Genomic DNA, 16,388 nt, shown 5'->3' on the forward strand with positions numbered 1-16,388 from the left:
TTAGAGGTTTGTAACAAGTTAGTGCCGAGGTGCGCGATGTCATTGGAAACGTGGTTGGCATTTTTTGCCGCTTGCTGGGTGATCAGTCTGTCGCCGGGTGCCGGGGCCATTGCCTCGATGTCCTGCGGCCTGCAATACGGCTTCTGGCGCGGCTACTGGAACGCGCTAGGCCTGCAGCTGGGCCTGGTGCTGCAGATTGCGATCATTGCCGCCGGCGTCGGTGCCATCCTCGCGGCATCGGCCACCGCATTCCAGGTGATCAAATGGTTCGGCGTGGCCTACCTGGTGTACCTGGCGGTCAAACAGTGGCGCGCGCTGCCGGCTGACATCAGCGACGAATCCGCCGTGCGCCCGATCGGCAAGCCGTTGAGCCTGGTGTTCCGTGGCTTTCTGGTCAACGTCAGCAACCCCAAGGCGCTGATCTTCATGCTCGCGGTGCTGCCGCAGTTCATCAATCCGCATGCGGCGCTGGTGCCGCAGTACCTGATCATTGCCGCGACCATGGTCACGGTCGATCTGATGGTCATGGCCGGTTACACCGGGCTTGCGGCCAAAGTGCTGCGCCTGTTGCGTACGCCCCGGCAGCAGCGGCGGATGAACCGCACCTTTGCCGGACTGTTCCTGGGGGCTGCGACCTTGCTGGCGACCATTCGCCGGGCGCCGGTGTAGGAAAACAATCAGCATAAAAAAAGGCGACCCGAAGGTCGCCTTTTTACTTTCTCAACGCAGGATCTGCGCTGGCTCGTCAGGCGGCAGGTTGTTGCGCGCCGGGGTGCGTTCACGCTCCGGCATCGCGCCTACCAGCTGTTCGGCCAGTTGCTTGGCAACGTCCATGCCCAGTTCCTTGGAAACCTCACGTACCACCCGTGGGCGGTTGAGGGTGACCCGAACATCCTGGCTGTTGACCAGCTTGGTGTCCTGGCCCTCACCCATGGCGGTGAACGCCGAGGTGATCTCGTAGGTCTTGGTGTTGATCAGGCTGAAGTCGGCCACCAGGCTCAGGCCGAGGATCGCCGAATAGCTGTTGGTGTTGTCCAGGGAGGTGATATCGCGCTGGAAGTCGATATCCGACAAGGTACCGAACAGCACGTAGTCAGCACCTTTGAAGTTGCCGTTCTTGATGCGGCGGATAACGTCGTAGACGTCAGCCTTGGCATCGGCGGTGTACGGCGTACCCTGGACCAGCTGGAACATCCCGGACTTGAGAATCTCGCCCTTGATGTCGCCGCTGAACTTGCGCAGCTCGGTCTGCTCGATGTAGCTCTCGCTGCTTTCGAACTCGCTGTAGCTCGACGAACCACTGGCGTGGTACATGCTCGCCTGGCTGCTGTTCTGCGCCGAGACCATGTGGATGTACTGCTCCACACGCTCCTGGTAGGCGAGGTCGGTTACTGCGACTTTTGGGGCCGCTTGCACGCTGAACGCGCAAGCCAGGCCCAGAATGCCCATCCATGCACGCATTGCTTAGCGCTCCGTGGTCTTGCGGATTTCTTTCTCGTCCATCCACTCGGCCAGGCCGCTCTCGACATCGATCAGCTGCAGGCTGAACTTGTAGAACACGTCCTTGTAGTCGCTGCTGCGCTTGACGATCGAGCTGATCGAGCCTTCCAGGCGGTACTTGGCGGCGATCATGTTGCCGGTCTTGGCCACGGTGCCTTTCTTGTACAGGCCGCTCTGGTTCTGCAGCTTGAGCTGGTCAACCTGGCTCTGCATCTGGGTGTTGTCGCTGGCGAAGCGGGCGGTGCCGGACTTCATCAGCTGGGTTTTGATCGACGTGGTGATCTCGCGGGTATCGATGTACTCGCTGGTCTTGTTCTTCACGTCATAGACCTGCACCACCGGGCGACCCTGGAGGATGCCGGACTGGGCCAGCGAGCGGGTCATGGACTCGGCGATCATCTGCAGGTCGGTCGAACCGAACTCGTTGGTAACCAGTTCTACGGCCTTGCTGTCGCCGTAGCCGATGTTCTTGCCGCCCAGGACCGGCGACGGGGTGCTGCAGCCGCTGACCAGGGCAATGGCGATGGCGGCGAGGGAAATGCGTGCAATCATGAAAATGTGCTCCTGCAAAAATGATTACTGAGACTGAACTTCGATACGGAAGTCGGTGGCCTGGGATACCGGGGCAATCGCCGGCAACACGCTGGCCTGCTTGCCATACAGGGTGACGGTCTTCCAGCTCTCTTCATCGGCCACCGGGAAACCGTCGTTGCCCAGCCAGGCGAAGCGGTAGAACAGGGTCTTGTTGCTGCTGCTGGTGTTGTTCAGGGACACCTTGACGGTCAAGAAGCCGTTCTCGCGCGCAACGCGCATCGGGCCGGTCTCGATGTTCTTCAGGTTGCCCATTTTCACCACTTTGCTGGCAGCGCTGCCCGGCTCTGGTGGTGGCGGGGTCGCGCAACCGGCCAGCAGGGCTGTGACGAGAACGGCGAGCAATTTGATACGCATGGCGTTTCCTTAAGGTTGTTTGAGGCTGGCGACGGCCTGGCCAGTGGCTTTTGGTGCCACCTGCAGGGCAGGGCCACCGGCGAAGACCTGGTTGCCGACTACGCGCAGGGTGACCACCTGGAACGGCCGGTCAATCTTCACGCTGACCTGGCTGCCGCCCAGGCTCGAAGGCAGGCTCAACTGGTGTTCGCCCTGACGCAGGCGCACGCGGGCTACCTGGGTTTCATCCGGCAGGGTGCGCCAGGTACGGGTGTCGGCACCTTCGGTGATGGTCGAGGCGATACCCAGTGCCAGGCCAGCCAGCGGGTTGGCGTCGTTCAGTTGCTTTTGCGCCACACCACGAGAGATAGCCCGCACGCTGGTGCGCAGGATGATCCCCGGCATGTCGTCACGCAGGGCGCGGCGGGACATGGCAGTGGTGCTGTTGAGTGCGGTCAGCTTCAGCGAGTGGTCGTTGAGGTAGATTTCGCTGAAATGCGCGGTGGAAGTGTCTTCCTTGATCACCGGGAACGACAGCGGGGTGATCACCAGGTTGCCGCTGATCGGCAGCGGCAGCGGGACGCGCACCGAGTCGCGGGCCGGAGCGAGGCCGCTCTGGATCACGATCAGCACATCGCTTTCAGTGGCTTTCGCCGCTGGCTTGTCCAGGTCGAGCAGGGCTTTTTCCAGCAGCGGGGTGTTCGGGCGCAGTTCGGCAGCCTTGCGGTAGCCCGGTGCGGCCAGGCCTTTCTCACCCAGGGCTTCGTAGACATAGCCAGACAGGTAGTGGCTGAACGCACTCTGGTAGCTGTTCTTGAGGCCCACCACTTCTGGCGCGTCGAGGCTGGCGACCGGGTAACCCTGAAGGTCCTTGTACTCGGTCTTGACGCCTTCTTTCTCGGCCTCTTCTTCGCGCTTGAGGTATTCCTTGTCGCGCAGCTCGGCAATCACCGCTTCGCGCTCGTGGGTCTTCTTGATTTCGGTACGGGCGCCGTCGAAGTCGTTCTGGGCCAGCAGGTTGAGGGCCATCTGCGTGGTCAGCATGACTTTTTCGTAGTCATAGCCTTCGTAGCGGCGCACCTTGTCGTTGACCAGGTAGCTGCCGAACTGGCTCAGGTACTTGTCGGTGTCGAGCTTGACCGACTCTTCCCACTTGAACACCACGTCATCGGCACTGCGCCAGGCCAGCTGGCTGCCGGCCAGGTCGCCCTTGGAGCGCAGCAGCTCGCCTTTCTCGAAGTAGTAGAGAAGGTCTTTGTCCTCACCCTTGTTGTTTTTTTCCAGCAGCGCCAGGGCAGCGTCGACGTTGCCGCTGGTCAGGTGCTGGTTGGTTTCCTGAAGTTCGCTGTCATAGCTGCGAAAGGCCGAGCAACCAGCCAGTTGAACGGCCGCGAGCAGTGTCGCGACGGTGAGGACACGGGATGCCATCTGAATTCTTCTTCCCTGAATTGATGAAAAGCCTGGGGGCGAGAAGGCTGTCATCCCTTTGGCAATATCGCCAAATCCTCTTAAAAGAAGAGCCGAAATTCTGATCCGCTATATAGCGGCGCGGCATTATAAACGCATTTGCTGGCTAAATAATGGCGTTGTGCTTTAGGAATTTGCCGTCGTGCCAGCATTCAGCTATCGGCCGACGAACGGTCGTTCTTTAATCGGGAGGTGTCGCAGGGTATTTGTCACAAAATTTTTCAAGGATTCATCTGGCAAGCCTTGAGCGAACGGCAGTGGAAGTGAACAATGCTTTACCTCGTATTTCCATTTGAGAGTCGCTCATGATTCCCCGTTCCCGCTTACTCGCCTGGCTGCTCTGGCCGGTGCTGGCGCTGAGCAGTGCCACGCTGCTGGCCGACAGCCCCGATGGCGCTGCCAAGGCCCTGCACCTGCTCGATTACATCGGTGCCGATTACCCGGCCACCGTCGAGGCGGGCAAGGTAATCGACGACGGCGAATACCGCGAACAGCTCGAATTCCTCGATGTGTTGCAGGGATTGATCGGCGCCTTGCCGGCACGCGCTGAGCGCCAGGCCCTGGAGCAGGGCGTGGTCAACTTGCGTACGGCGGTCAGCCAGCGCCAGGACGGCGCGGTGGTCGCCCGCCAGGCCCGTCAGCTTGGCGCGCAACTGGCGGTGGCCTATGAGGTCAGCCAGGCGCCGATCATTACCCCGGACCCGAGTCGCGGCGCGCCGCTGTATGCCCAGCATTGCTCAGTGTGTCATGGCGACACTGGCGCCGGCGACGGCCCCGCCGGCCTCGGCCTGACCCCGCCGCCGGCCAACCTGCGCAGCCTCGAACGGCTGGATCGCCTGAGCCTGTTCGACCTGTACAACACCCTCGGCCTGGGCATCGAAGGCACCGACATGCCGTCGTTCGCCGACCAGCTCGACGAGCGCCAACGCTGGGACCTGGCGACCTATGTCGCCAGCTTCACTGCCGACCCGGCCAAGGCCAAAGGCGATAAAACCTACAACCTGGCCGACCTGGCCCGCCAGACCCCGGCCGAAATTGAAGCCAGCGAAGGGCCAGAGGCGCTCGCCCGGTTCCGCGCCCAGCGTGCGCAACCGCCGCAGGTCCAGCGCGGCCCGGCGCAACTGCTGGACTACACCGCCAGCACCCTGGACAAGAGCCTGGCGGCCTATCAGGCCGGTGATCACGAGCAAGCCTACGACCTGTCGGTAGCGGCCTACCTGGAAGGTTTCGAGCTGGTCGAAAGCTCGCTCGACAACGTCGATGCCAACGTACGCAAAGACACCGAGAAATCCCTGATGGCCTACCGTCAGTCGCTGCAGGACGGCTTGCCGCTTGAGCAGGTGCAGCAACGCCTGGATGCCGCCAAGGCCAAGCTCAAGGACGCCGCCGGCCTGCTCGGCGGCGATGGCCTGAGCTGGTCGCTGAGCTACATCTCGGGCTTGCTGATCCTGCTGCGCGAAGGCCTGGAAGCGATTCTGGTGCTGGCGGCGATCCTCGCCTTCCTGCGCAATACCGGCCAGCAATCGGCCGTACGCAGCGTCAACGTCGGCTGGGGCCTGGCCTTGCTGGCCGGGCTGGGTACCTGGGCGCTGGCGGCCTATGTAATCGACGTCAGTGGCGCCCAGCGTGAACTGCTCGAAGGCTGCACGGCGCTGTTTGCCAGCGTCATGGTGCTGTGGCTGGGTGTGTGGATGCACGATCGCCGGCACGCGGCGGCCTGGCAGGATTACATCAAGAGCAGCCTGGTCAGTGGTGGCGGGCGCTTTGGTTTTGCCGTGCTGGCGTTTTTCTCGGTGTACCGTGAGCTGTTCGAGGTGATCCTGTTCTACGAAACCCTCTGGCTGCAGGCCGGCCCTGCCGGGCACAACGCGGTACTGGCCGGTGGTGCCACGGCACTGGTGCTGCTGGTGGGCCTGGCCTGGGTGATCCTGCGCGGCTCGGCCAAACTGCCGCTGGCGTTGTTCTTCAGCATCAACGCGGCGCTGCTGTGCGCCTTGTCGGTGGTGTTTGCCGGGCACGGGGTCAAGGCGCTGCAAGAGGCCGGGGTGTTCGGTACCCGGCCGGTGGCGTTCTTCGATTTCGACTGGCTGGGCATTCACGCCGACGCCTATTCACTGGCCGCCCAGCTGGTGGCCTTGTTGGCCATTGCCATCCTTTACGGGCGCAGCCGCCTGGCCGAGAAGCGCCGCCAGCCAGCGGGCTGATTTGAAGGCAAACGGGCGAGCAGGGATACTGTTCGCCCGTTTTTGTTGGAAATCTGTGCCATGCGTGTGTGGATCGATGCCGACGCCTGCCCCAAGGCGGCCAAGGATCAACTGGTCAAGTTCGCCCTCAAGCGTCAGCTGGAAGTGGTGTTGGTAGCCGGCCAGAGCCAGATCAAGCCGGCTTTTGCCTGCGTCAAGCTGATCGTCGTGCCCAGCGGGCCGGATGCCGCCGACGATTACCTGGTCGAGCACGCGGTGCCCGGCGAACTGGTGATCTGCAGCGACGTGCCGCTGGCCGATCGCCTGGTCAAGAAAGGCGTTGCCTGCCTCGACCCGCGCGGCAAGGAGTTCGACGAGCGCAATATGGGTGAGCGGCTGGCGGTGCGCAACCTGTTCACCGACCTGCGCGAGCAGGGGCAGGTCGGCGGCGGCCAGGCGCCGTATGGCGATCGCGAGAAGCAGGCGTTTGCCAACGCCCTGGACCGCATTCTTACGCGGCTGAGTAGGAGCGGGCTTGCCCCGCGATGAGGTCCGTGATCTCAGCGCATCATGTGGTGCCTGGACGACGACCGCTTCGCGCTCGATCGCGGGGCAAGCCCGCTCCTACAGGGGTGTTCAGTCATTCTCGTGGGTCAGTTCCAGCACCCGGTCGACCAGTTTGTAGATGCCGCCGGCGGCTTCGCTGATGCTTTTCGCCAGCATGTAGGCCGGGGTGCTGACCAGCTTGCGCTGGGTGTCTTCGACGATGTCATGGACATCGCATTCCTCATGGGTGCCGCCCATCTTGACGATGGCCGCGCTGGTGCCGGCATCGCTGCCAATGGTGCAGACCACGCCGGGGCCGTAGATTTTCGCCGCAAGGGCCGGCGAGATGCAGATCAGGCCGACCGGTTTGCCGGCTTCGGCAAAGGCTTCAGCCAGGGCCAGGACGTCCGGGTGCACGCTGCAGCCTTCGCCTTCAACGGCAAAGTTCGAAAGGTTTTTCGCCGCGCCAAAGCCGCCCGGCACGATCAGCGCGTCGAAGTCCTTGGCGTCGGCTTCGCGCAGGTCCTTGACCTCGCCGCGAGCGATTCGCGCCGATTCCACCAGCACGTTGCGGGTCTCGGGCATTTCTTCGCCGGTCAGGTGGTCGATCACGTGCATCTGCGCAATGTTCGGCGCAAAGCACTGCACCTGCGCACCGCGCTGGTCCAGGCGCAGCAGGGTGATCACGCTTTCGTGAATTTCGGCGCCGTCATACACGCCACAGCCGGAAAGAATCACAGCAACTTTTTTCTGGGTCATGCTCACTACTCCCGATTCGAGGCGCTAAATGTCCTCTAGTTTGGCAGATGTCGCCATAGGGTTTATGCCATTCCCGGCCTAATCTTGCTGGATAGGCTGGAGATGAAAAGACCCATGGACCTGATCCTCTTGGCGGTACCGTTTTTCATTGTTCTGATCGTTGCCGAGTTGCTCGCCGATCGATTGCGCGGCATGCGGACCTATCGCCTGGCAGATGCCATCAACAGCCTCAGCACCGGCGTGCTGTCGACCACTACCGGCCTGCTGACCAAGGGCGTCGGCCTGGTGACCTATGCGCTGGCCTGGGAGCACCTGGCACTGTTCAAACTGCCGGGCGAAGCCTTGTGGGTGTGGGTACTGGCGTTCGTCGTCTATGACTTTTGCTATTACTGGCTGCACCGTATGGGCCACGAGCGCAACATCCTCTGGGCCGCCCATTCGGTGCATCACCAGAGCGAGGACTACAACCTGTCGACGGCCCTGCGCCAGACCAGCAGCGGCTTCTTGCTGTCGTGGATCTTCTACCTGCCGCTGGCCGTGTTGGGGGTGCCGCCGCTGGTGTTCATCACCGTCGCGGCGCTGAACCTGCTGTACCAGTTCTGGGTGCACACCCGGCACATCCCCAAGCTGGGCTGGCTGGAATGGCTGTTCATTACCCCGTCCAATCATCGCGTCCACCATGCGCAGAACCCTCTGTACTTGGATCGCAACTACGGCGGAGTGTTCATTGTCTGGGATCGTCTGTTCGGCACGTTCCAGGAGGAGGACGACAATCAGCCGGTGATTTTCGGCGTGACCACGCCGCTGGCCAGTTGGAACCCGCTGTGGGCCAACCTGCAGTTCTATGCCCAGCTGTGGAGCGATGCGCGGCATGCCGAGCACTGGTGGGACAAGCTGCGAATCTGGTTCATGCCTACCGGCTGGCGCCCGGATGACGTGGTCAGGAGGTTTGCGCAAGCCAAGCAGGACCTGAGCCGCTTCCAGAAATTCGAGGTGCCGCTGGCCTGGCCGCAACAGTTGTATGTGGCGCTGCAGTTCGCGGTGTACGTGGGCTTGGGCAGTTACTTGATGGAGCACGCCGAGCAGTTGTCGGTGGCTGCCCTGGTGCTGGGCTGCGGCTTGATGGCATTTGGCTTGTTCGTGCTTGGCACGGCCCTGGAGAACCGCCCCTGGGCTTTGCGGCTGGAGCTACTGCGCCTGGGGCTGAATGTCCCGGCCATGGTCCTGGCCGGGATGACGGGCTCAGGGCCGGTCACTGCCCTGGCTTGGGTCCTGCTGCTTGGCTACAGCCTGCTCAGCCTTTTCGGCCTCTATGGCAGCCGCTTCCTTGCGCGCAATGCGCGCGGCCTTGAAGCGCCGGCGCAGCCACAGGCAGCCACCGAGCACCAGCAGGCCGCCGAGCACCCATAGCTCGTATTTCTTCACGTTGCCCAGCAGGCCTTCGAGGATGGCGCCGAAGTGATAGGCGGCGGCGCCCAGGGCCAGGGCCCAGATGGCCGCACCAATGCCGTTGAGCAGCAGGTAGCGGCGCGGCGGGTAGCCGGACAAACCGATGGCCACCGGCATCACCGTGCGCAAACCGTAGACGAAGCGGAAACTCAGGACCCAGATGTCCGGATGGCGGCGAATGTGCTCCAGCGCACGGTCGCCCATCATCTGCCAGCGCGGTTTGCGTGCCAGCAACTTGCGCCCGTGACGGCGCCCCATGAAGTACCACAGCTGGTCGCCGGCATAGCTGCCGAAGAAGGCCACCACGACCACCAGGTTGATATCCATGTATCCGCGGAACGCAAGGAAGCCTGCGAGAACCAGGATGGTCTCACCTTCGAAAAACGTGCCGAGAAAAAGGGCAAAGTAGCCGAAATCCTGCAGGAATTGTTGGAGCATTTTCTGGGTGCTGGCGAAATGAACGCGCAGCCTAACCCTTCGTGGCCTTTGGGGAAAGTGTCCAAATGTGTCTCGACGTGAACATTTCCTACAAGGACAATGACTGCGTCCTCAAGTCGCAGGGTTGCCCTTGCCTGTCATACAGGCGTCATAATGGCCGCTTATAACTGTCGCGCTCGCCCGCCTGCGCGGGCTCAGGAGTCTGCCGTGAGCTTTACCCCCGCTAACCGTTTGTTTCCTGCCACCCGTCTGCGTCGCAACCGTCGTGACGACTTCAGCCGTCGTCTGGTTCGCGAAAATGTTCTGACTGTCGATGACCTGATCCTCCCGGTGTTTGTCCTCGATGGCGAAAACCGCCGCGAAGAAGTCGCTTCGATGCCGGGCGTCGAGCGTCTGTCCATCGACCTGTTGCTGGAAGCTGCGCAAGAGTGGGTAAACCTCGGGATTCCAGCCCTGGCGCTGTTCCCGGTCACCCCGGTAGAGAAAAAATCCCTCGACGGCGCTGAAGCCTGGAACCCCGACGGCATCGCCCAGCGCGCCACCCGCGCCCTGCGTGAGCGCTTCCCGGAACTTGGGGTGATCACCGACGTTGCCCTGGACCCATTCACCACCCACGGCCAGGACGGTATCCTCGACGAAGAAGGCTACGTTCAGAACGACATCACCGTCGACGCCCTGGTGCGCCAGGCGCTGTCCCACGCCGATGCCGGTGCCCAGGTGGTCGCGCCATCGGACATGATGGACGGGCGCATCCAGGCCATCCGTGAAGCGCTGGAGCTGGCCGGTCACGTCAACGTCCGCATCATGGCCTACTCGGCCAAGTATGCCAGTGCCTACTACGGTCCGTTCCGCGATGCGGTCGGCTCGGCGCTGAACCTGGGCAAGGCCAACAAGGCCTCCTACCAGATGGACCCGGCCAACAGTAACGAGGCCCTGCACGAAGTGGCCGCCGACCTGTCGGAAGGCGCCGATATGGTCATGGTCAAACCGGGCATGCCGTACCTGGATATCCTTCACCGGGTCAAAGACGAATTCAAAGTGCCGACCTTCGTTTACCAGGTCAGCGGCGAGTACGCCATGCACATGGCGGCGATTCAGAACGGCTGGCTCAGTGAAGGGGTTATCCTTGAATCCCTCACCGCTTTCAAACGGGCGGGCGCCGATGGCATCCTCACCTATTTCGCTGTTCGCGCTGCTCAATTGATGAGAGGGCAGTAACGCCCTTCAGGAACGCTAGATGAATAACGAAGTACTTACCGACGTTGCAGTCAAAGACGCCCAGCCCGTGCCCGAGCAACTGGTCGAGACCCCGCCGGAGCCGCCTGCGGTTGCCGAGCCGGTGGTCGAGGCCCCGGCGCCGGCGCCAGTGGCTGCGCCTGCCATCGTCATTCCCGGTCTGGACGACAGCAGCCTGTACATTCACCGCGAATTGTCCCAGCTGCAGTTCAACATCCGCGTGCTTGAGCAGGCGCTGGATGAGTCCTATCCGCTGCTGGAGCGACTGAAGTTCTTGCTGATCTTCTCCAGCAACCTGGATGAGTTCTTCGAAATTCGTGTGGCGGGCCTGAAGAAGCAGATCACCTTTGCCCGTGAACAGGCCGGCGCCGACGGCTTGCAGCCGCACCAGGCGCTGGCGCGGATCAGCGAGCTGGTGCACGGCGAGGTCGATCGCCAGTACGCGATCCTCAACGACGTGCTGCTGCCGGAGCTGGAAAAGCACCAGATCCGCTTCATTCGCCGCCGCCACTGGAACACCAAGCTCAAGACCTGGGTGCGGCGCTTCTTCCGCGACGAAATCGCGCCGATCATCACCCCGATCGGCCTCGATCCGACTCACCCGTTCCCGTTGTTGGTGAACAAGAGCCTGAACTTCATCGTCGAGCTTGAAGGCATCGACGCCTTCGGCCGCGATTCGGGCCTGGCGATCATCCCGGCGCCGCGTTTGCTGCCGCGGGTGATCAAGGTGCCGGAAGAGGTCGGTGGGCCTGGCGACAACTATGTGTTCCTGTCGTCGATGATCCACGCTCACGCCGATGACCTGTTCCAGGGCATGAAGGTCAAGGGCTGCTACCAGTTCCGCCTGACCCGCAACGCCGACCTGGCGCTGGACTCCGAAGATGTCGAAGACCTGGCCCGGGCCCTGCGCGGCGAGCTGTTCTCGCGTCGTTACGGCGATGCGGTGCGCCTGGAAGTGGCCGACACTTGCCCCAAACACCTCTCCGACTACCTGCTCAAACAGTTCAGCCTGAGCGAGAGCGAGCTGTACCAGGTCAACGGCCCGGTCAACCTGACCCGGCTGTTCAGCATCACCAGCCTGGACAGCCATCCGGAGCTGCAATACACGCCGTTTACCCCGGCAATCCCCAAGCTGTTGCAGAACAGCGAGAACATTTTCAGCGTGGTCAGCAAGCAGGACATCCTGCTGATGCACCCCTTCGAGTCGTTCACCCCGGTAGTCGACCTGCTGCGCCAAGCCGCCAAGGATCCGCATGTACTGGCTGTGCGCCAGACCCTGTACCGCAGCGGTGCCAACTCGGAGATCGTCGACGCGCTGGTCGACGCCGCGCGTAACGGCAAGGAAGTCACTGCGGTGATCGAGCTGCGTGCGCGTTTCGACGAAGAGTCCAACCTGCAGATGGCCAGCCGCCTGCAGGCCGCCGGTGCGGTGGTGATCTACGGTGTGGTGGGCTTCAAGACCCACGCCAAGATGATGCTGATCCTGCGCCGCGAAGCCGGCGAGATCGTCCGCTATGCGCACCTGGGTACCGGTAACTACCACGCCGGCAACGCCCGCCTGTACACCGACTACAGCCTGCTGACCTCCGACGACGCCCTGTGCGAAGACGTCGGCAAGCTGTTCAGCCAGCTGATCGGCATGGGCAAGACCCTGCGCATGAAGAAGCTGCTGCACGCGCCGTTCACCCTGAAAAAGGGCATGCTCGACATGATCGCGCGCGAAACCCAGTTCGCCCTCGACGGCAAGCCTGCGCACATCATCGCCAAGTTCAACTCGCTGACCGATCCGAAGATCATCCGCGCGCTGTACAAGGCCAGCCAGTCAGGGGTGCGTATCGACCTGGTGGTGCGCGGCATGTGCTGCCTGCGTCCGGGCATTGCCGGGGTGTCGCACAACATTCAGGTGCGCTCGATCATCGGCCGCTTCCTCGAGCACACGCGGGTGTTCTACTTCCTCAATGGCGGCGAAGAGCAGATGTTCCTCTCCAGCGCCGACTGGATGGAGCGCAACCTCGACAAGCGCGTCGAGACCTGCTTCCCGGTCGAGGGCAAGAAACTGATCCTGCGGGTGAAAAAGGAACTCGAAGGGTATCTGACCGACAACACCCACGCCTGGATCCTGCAACCGGATGGCCGTTACGTACGCAGCACGCCAACCGGCAACCAGAACCCGCGCAGTGCCCAGGCCGCTCTGCTCGAGCGCCTGAGCAACCCGGTGCTTATCGTACGCTGAGGACGAAGCCGACCCGGGCCAGCCATTCTGCCTCCAGGCCGAAGTCGGCCTGGGTCAGCTGGTTTTCTTCCAGCCAGCCGGCCGGGAACTCGACGTCCAGGCTGTCGCCCTTGGCGTGCAGGGTGACCGTGGGCATCTGCTGGGTGCCGCGGATGTGATGGAACAGGATCGCGAAGCGCAACAGTACGCACAGGCGAATCAGCTTGGCGGCGTCCTCGCCGAATTCGGCGAATTTATCTTTGGGAATGTTGCGGCGATGGCCGCGCACCAATAGCGCCAGCATCAGCTGGTCTTCCCGGGAAAAGCCGGCCAGGTCGGAGTGCTCGATCAGGTAGGCGCCGTGCTTGTGGTAATGGTAGTGGGCGATGTCCAGGCCCACTTCATGCACCTTGGCTGCCCAGCCCAGCAGTTCACGCCAGATGCCGTCTTCCAGGTCCCAGGCTTTGGCCACCTGGTCGAAGGCGTGCAGCGCCTTGCGCTCGACCCGTGCCGCCTGGCCCTGGTCAACGTGATAACGCTCCATCAGCGAGGTCAGGGTGCGCTCGCGCACGTCTTCGTGGTGGTGGCGGCCGAGCAGGTCGTACAGCACGCCTTCACGCAGGGCGCCGTCGCAGTGGTCCATGCGCTGTAGCTCAAGGGCGTCGAAAATCGCTTCGAGAATCGCCAGGCCCGCCGGGAAGATCGCCCGGCGGTCGGGTTTGACCCCGTCAAAATCGATCTTGTCGGTTTCTCCCAGCTTGAACAGCTTGCGCTTGAGCCAGGCCAGGCCTTCGGCATTGACCTCGCCGCTGCCCATGCCGCCGGATTTGAGCGCCAGGCCGATGGCGCGGATGGTCCCCGAGGAGCCGATGGCTTCGTCCCAGGTCAGGCGATGCAGGGCGTTCTCGATGCTCATCAGCTCCAGGCGTGCGGCGGTGTAGGCCTGGGCATAACGCGCCGGGGTGATCTTGCCGTCGCGGAAATAACGCTGGGTATAGCTGACGCAGCCCATCTGCAGGCTTTCGCGCAGCAGCGGTTCAAAGCGCTGGCCAATGATGAATTCGGTACTGCCGCCGCCGATATCAGCGACCAGGCGCTTGCCTGGCGTGTCGGCCAGCGTGTGGGACACGCCGAGGTAGATCAGGCGCGCTTCTTCACGACCGGAGATGACTTCCACTGGGTGGCCGAGGATGGCTTCGGCGCGGCGGATGAATTCGCCGCGGTTGCGGGCTTCGCGCAGGGCGTTGGTGCCAACGATGCGCACGGCGCCATCGGGCATGCCGTTGATCAGTTGGGCAAACCGCTTGAGGCAGTCCAGGCCGCGTTGCATGGACTCTTCGCTGAGCTGGCGCTCTTCATTGATGCCGGCGGCCAGCTGAACTTTTTCGCCGAGCCGCTCAAGGATGCGGATCTCGCTATGGTGGGCCTTGGCGACCACCATGTGGAAACTGTTGGAGCCCAGGTCTATGGCAGCGATCAAGGACAGATTCTTGGCTGTGGTTTGCGGCATGGTCATGGGTTCTCGGTCGATAACCCGGCAATCCTGCCACGATCCGGCGCTGGCGCCAACGCGCAGCGTATCAAGGCTTGATATGGGGCAGGTTGTGCGGGAATTATGACTTTCCCGTGACAGCAGCGATATGCGCGGTCATGCACAACTATAGTTACACTCAATCGTTCCTGGCTTCCTGTAGGCAGCCGGTGCAGCTATGATGGGCCACGTTTTTTTGCTTACGACCTTGGAGACTTCCATGAGCAGCGATCTTATCAAACACGTCACCGACGCCACCTTCGAAGCCGAAGTCCTGAAGGCTGAAGGCCCGGTGCTGGTCGACTACTGGGCTGAATGGTGCGGCCCTTGCAAAATGATCGCTCCGGTTCTGGACGACATCGCCGCTACCTACGCGGGCAAACTGACCGTCGCCAAGCTGAACATCGACGACAACCAGGAAACCCCGGCCAAGCACGGCGTGCGTGGCATCCCGACGCTGATGCTGTTCAAGAACGGCAACGTCGAGGCCACCAAGGTCGGCGCGCTGTCGAAATCTCAGCTGGCAGCCTTCCTGGACGCCAATATCTGAGTGAAATTAGCCCCGCATTCGTCGGGGCTTTTCTTTATCTGGTGACTAGACGCCAGAAAAAGCAGGTGTTACATTCGGCCTCGCACTGTTTCTTCGGTGCCCTCTGCACGCCGTCGCCGACGCATCCCTAATTCGAATCAGTACGCGATCCTGTCGCCTTCTTTGCGGCGCGGCTTCATTAAGCCAGAAGCTTAATTCCCCCTTCTTACATGATTACGTCACTCCCCTTATGAACCTGACTGAACTCAAGCAAAAGCCGATTACCGATCTGCTCGAAATGGCCGAACAGATGGGCATAGAAAATATGGCCCGTTCGCGCAAGCAAGATGTGATTTTCTCCCTGTTGAAAAAGCATGCGAAAAGCGGCGAGGAAATCTCCGGTGACGGCGTGCTGGAGATTCTCCAGGACGGCTTCGGCTTCCTGCGCTCGGCCGATGCCTCGTACCTGGCCGGCCCGGACGACATCTACGTGTCGCCAAGCCAGATCCGTCGCTTCAACTTGCGTACCGGCGACACCATCGTCGGCAAGATCCGCCCGCCAAAAGAAGGCGAGCGTTACTTCGCCCTGCTGAAAGTCGACACCATCAACTTCGACCGGCCGGAAAACGCGAAGAACAAGATCCTGTTCGAAAACCTGACGCCGCTGTTCCCTAACGAGCGCCTGAAGATGGAAGCCGGCAACGGCTCCACCGAAGACCTCACCGGCCGGGTTATCGACCTTTGCGCCCCGATCGGCAAAGGCCAGCGCGGCCTGATCGTCGCTCCGCCAAAAGCGGGCAAGACCATCATGCTGCAGAACATCGCGGCCAACATCACCCGTAACAACCCCGAGTGCCACCTGATCGTCCTGCTGATCGACGAGCGCCCGGAAGAAGTAACCGAAATGCAGCGCACCGTGCGCGGCGAAGTGGTTGCCTCGACCTTCGACGAGCCGCCAACCCGCCACGTGCAGGTTGCCGAAATGGTTATCGAGAAGGCCAAGCGCCTGGTTGAACACAAGAAAGACGTGGTCATCCTGCTCGACTCCATCACCCGTCTGGCCCGTGCCTACAACACCGTGATCCCGAGCTCCGGCAAGGTCCTCACCGGTGGTGTCGATGCCCACGCCCTGGAGAAGCCGAAGCGTTTCTTCGGCGCCGCGCGTAACATCGAAGAGGGCGGCTCGCTGACCATCATCGCCACCGCGCTGGTTGAAACCGGCTCGAAGATGGACGAAGTGATCTACGAAGAGTTCAAGGGTACCGGCAACATGGAACTGCCCCTGGACCGCAAGATCGCCGAGAAGCGCGTCTTCCCGGCCATCAACATCAACCGTTCGGGTACCCGTCGCGAAGAGCTGCTGACCGCCGACGACGAGCTGCAGCGCATGTGGATCCTGCGCAAGCTGCTGCACCCGATGGATGAAGTGGCTGCCATCGAGTTCCTGATCGACAAACTCAAGCAGACCAAGACCAACGACGAGTTCTTCTTGTCGATGAAGCGCAAGTAAACTGTTGCGCTGGGCAAGAGCCGGGGCGACCCGGCTTTTTGCTATCTGTACTTTGGCTATTCTGAGCAGCCGAGTTCGGCGCTACACTCTGCAGCCCGACC

General features: G+C 62.1%; 14 protein-coding genes and 1 pseudogene. 8 read left to right on the forward strand and 7 right to left on the reverse strand.

The window, feature by feature from the left end; translation table 11 throughout:
• Positions 1-36: 36 nt before the first annotated feature.
• Positions 37-669 (forward strand): LysE family transporter, encoded by a 633-nt coding sequence (locus BLR26_RS04140; RefSeq protein ID WP_045201023.1) that lies wholly within the window; start codon positions 37-39, stop codon positions 667-669.
• Positions 670-720: 51 nt separating this feature from the next.
• Here the strand turns inward: BLR26_RS04140 and BLR26_RS04145 are convergent, their stop codons facing one another.
• Genes BLR26_RS04145 through BLR26_RS04160 form a run of 4 tightly spaced genes read right to left on the reverse strand, consistent with a single transcriptional unit; the run spans position 721 to position 3,855 of the window.
• Positions 721-1,461: a hypothetical protein gene (locus BLR26_RS04145; RefSeq protein ID WP_045201024.1), complete on the reverse strand. Its 741-nt coding sequence runs from the start codon at positions 1,459-1,461 to the stop codon at positions 721-723.
• A gap of 3 nt (positions 1,462-1,464) precedes the next feature.
• A complete protein-coding gene (lpoB, locus tag BLR26_RS04150) occupies positions 1,465-2,052 on the reverse strand; it encodes a penicillin-binding protein activator LpoB (RefSeq protein WP_045201026.1) in 588 nt (195 codons plus the stop codon).
• A gap of 24 nt (positions 2,053-2,076) precedes the next feature.
• Complete coding sequence (locus tag BLR26_RS04155) at positions 2,077-2,448, reverse strand: YcfL family putative periplasmic lipoprotein (RefSeq protein ID WP_045201027.1); 372 nt, start codon at positions 2,446-2,448, stop codon at positions 2,077-2,079.
• A 9-nt stretch (positions 2,449-2,457) separates the two neighbouring features.
• Positions 2,458-3,855, reverse strand: a complete 1,398-nt coding sequence (locus tag BLR26_RS04160) for a COG3014 family protein (RefSeq protein ID WP_045201029.1) — start codon at positions 3,853-3,855, stop codon at positions 2,458-2,460.
• A 344-nt stretch (positions 3,856-4,199) separates the two neighbouring features.
• Here BLR26_RS04160 and BLR26_RS04165 point away from each other — a divergent pair, with 344 nt between their 5' ends.
• Together BLR26_RS04165 and BLR26_RS04170 are read left to right on the forward strand one after the other, a co-directional pair.
• On the forward strand, positions 4,200-6,098 hold the full coding sequence (locus BLR26_RS04165; RefSeq protein WP_093378188.1) for a cytochrome c/FTR1 family iron permease: 1,899 nt from the start codon (positions 4,200-4,202) through the stop codon (positions 6,096-6,098).
• Between the two features lie 60 nt (positions 6,099-6,158).
• Entirely contained in the window at positions 6,159-6,626 is a 468-nt protein-coding gene (locus BLR26_RS04170; protein ID WP_093378193.1) for a YaiI/YqxD family protein, read from the forward strand.
• Positions 6,627-6,713: 87 nt separating this feature from the next.
• Here BLR26_RS04170 and elbB read toward each other — a convergent pair whose 3' ends face one another.
• On the reverse strand, positions 6,714-7,382 hold the full coding sequence (gene elbB, locus BLR26_RS04175) for an isoprenoid biosynthesis glyoxalase ElbB (RefSeq protein WP_093378198.1): 669 nt from the start codon (positions 7,380-7,382) through the stop codon (positions 6,714-6,716).
• Positions 7,383-7,574: 192 nt separating this feature from the next.
• Here elbB and BLR26_RS27415 point away from each other — a divergent pair.
• Positions 7,575-8,123 (forward strand): annotated as a pseudogene (locus BLR26_RS27415) (sterol desaturase family protein); the annotation flags it as partial.
• A gap of 501 nt (positions 8,124-8,624) precedes the next feature.
• On the opposite strand, the gene BLR26_RS04185 reads toward BLR26_RS27415, so the two are convergent.
• The gene (locus BLR26_RS04185; protein ID WP_176794205.1) at positions 8,625-9,269 is read right to left on the reverse strand and encodes a DedA family protein; all 645 of its coding nucleotides are present in this window, start codon (positions 9,267-9,269) and stop codon (positions 8,625-8,627) included.
• Between the two features lie 207 nt (positions 9,270-9,476).
• Here BLR26_RS04185 and hemB point away from each other — a divergent pair, with 207 nt between their 5' ends.
• Together hemB and ppk1 are read left to right on the forward strand one after the other, a co-directional pair.
• Positions 9,477-10,487 carry a porphobilinogen synthase gene (gene hemB, locus BLR26_RS04190; protein ID WP_045201037.1) on the forward strand — a complete coding sequence of 337 codons (1,011 nt, stop codon included), beginning with the start codon at positions 9,477-9,479 and terminating at the stop codon, positions 10,485-10,487.
• Positions 10,488-10,506: 19 nt separating this feature from the next.
• Positions 10,507-12,738 (forward strand): polyphosphate kinase 1, encoded by a 2,232-nt coding sequence (gene ppk1, locus BLR26_RS04195; protein WP_093378207.1) that lies wholly within the window; start codon positions 10,507-10,509, stop codon positions 12,736-12,738.
• Here the strand turns inward: ppk1 and ppx are convergent.
• Positions 12,725-14,227, reverse strand: coding sequence for an exopolyphosphatase (ppx, locus tag BLR26_RS04200; RefSeq protein ID WP_045201201.1), 1,503 nt, complete (start codon positions 14,225-14,227; stop codon positions 12,725-12,727). The genes ppk1 and ppx overlap by 14 nt on opposite strands.
• 241 nt (positions 14,228-14,468) lie before the next feature.
• Here ppx and trxA point away from each other — a divergent pair, with 241 nt between their 5' ends.
• Positions 14,469-14,798: a thioredoxin TrxA gene (gene trxA / locus BLR26_RS04205; RefSeq protein ID WP_093378210.1), complete on the forward strand. Its 330-nt coding sequence runs from the start codon at positions 14,469-14,471 to the stop codon at positions 14,796-14,798.
• Between the two features lie 229 nt (positions 14,799-15,027).
• Positions 15,028-16,287 (forward strand): transcription termination factor Rho, encoded by a 1,260-nt coding sequence (rho, locus tag BLR26_RS04210; RefSeq protein ID WP_028942380.1) that lies wholly within the window; start codon positions 15,028-15,030, stop codon positions 16,285-16,287.
• Positions 16,288-16,388 lie beyond the last annotated feature (101 nt).

The sequence above is a fragment of the Pseudomonas sp. UC 17F4 genome (genome assembly GCF_900101695.1).
Taxonomy (GTDB): domain Bacteria; phylum Pseudomonadota; class Gammaproteobacteria; order Pseudomonadales; family Pseudomonadaceae; genus Aquipseudomonas.

What these genes read in the sequence shown, in the direction of transcription:
- BLR26_RS04140 (WP_045201023.1), top strand. Translation starts at nt 37, where the DNA reads ATGTCATTGGAAACGTGGTTGGCATTTTTTGCCGCTTGCTGGGTGATC.
- BLR26_RS04145 (WP_045201024.1), bottom strand. Translation starts at nt 1,461, where the DNA reads ATGCGTGCATGGATGGGCATTCTGGGCCTGGCTTGCGCGTTCAGCGTG.
- lpoB (WP_045201026.1), bottom strand. Translation starts at nt 2,052, where the DNA reads ATGATTGCACGCATTTCCCTCGCCGCCATCGCCATTGCCCTGGTCAGC.
- BLR26_RS04155 (WP_045201027.1), bottom strand. Translation starts at nt 2,448, where the DNA reads ATGCGTATCAAATTGCTCGCCGTTCTCGTCACAGCCCTGCTGGCCGGT.
- BLR26_RS04160 (WP_045201029.1), bottom strand. Translation starts at nt 3,855, where the DNA reads ATGGCATCCCGTGTCCTCACCGTCGCGACACTGCTCGCGGCCGTTCAA.
- BLR26_RS04165 (WP_093378188.1), top strand. Translation starts at nt 4,200, where the DNA reads ATGATTCCCCGTTCCCGCTTACTCGCCTGGCTGCTCTGGCCGGTGCTG.
- BLR26_RS04170 (WP_093378193.1), top strand. Translation starts at nt 6,159, where the DNA reads ATGCGTGTGTGGATCGATGCCGACGCCTGCCCCAAGGCGGCCAAGGAT.
- elbB (WP_093378198.1), bottom strand. Translation starts at nt 7,382, where the DNA reads ATGACCCAGAAAAAAGTTGCTGTGATTCTTTCCGGCTGTGGCGTGTAT.
- BLR26_RS04185 (WP_176794205.1), bottom strand. Translation starts at nt 9,269, where the DNA reads ATGCTCCAACAATTCCTGCAGGATTTCGGCTACTTTGCCCTTTTTCTC.
- ppk1 (WP_093378207.1), top strand. Translation starts at nt 10,507, where the DNA reads ATGAATAACGAAGTACTTACCGACGTTGCAGTCAAAGACGCCCAGCCC.
- ppx (WP_045201201.1), bottom strand. Translation starts at nt 14,227, where the DNA reads ATGCCGCAAACCACAGCCAAGAATCTGTCCTTGATCGCTGCCATAGAC.
- trxA (WP_093378210.1), top strand. Translation starts at nt 14,469, where the DNA reads ATGAGCAGCGATCTTATCAAACACGTCACCGACGCCACCTTCGAAGCC.
- rho (WP_028942380.1), top strand. Translation starts at nt 15,028, where the DNA reads ATGAACCTGACTGAACTCAAGCAAAAGCCGATTACCGATCTGCTCGAA.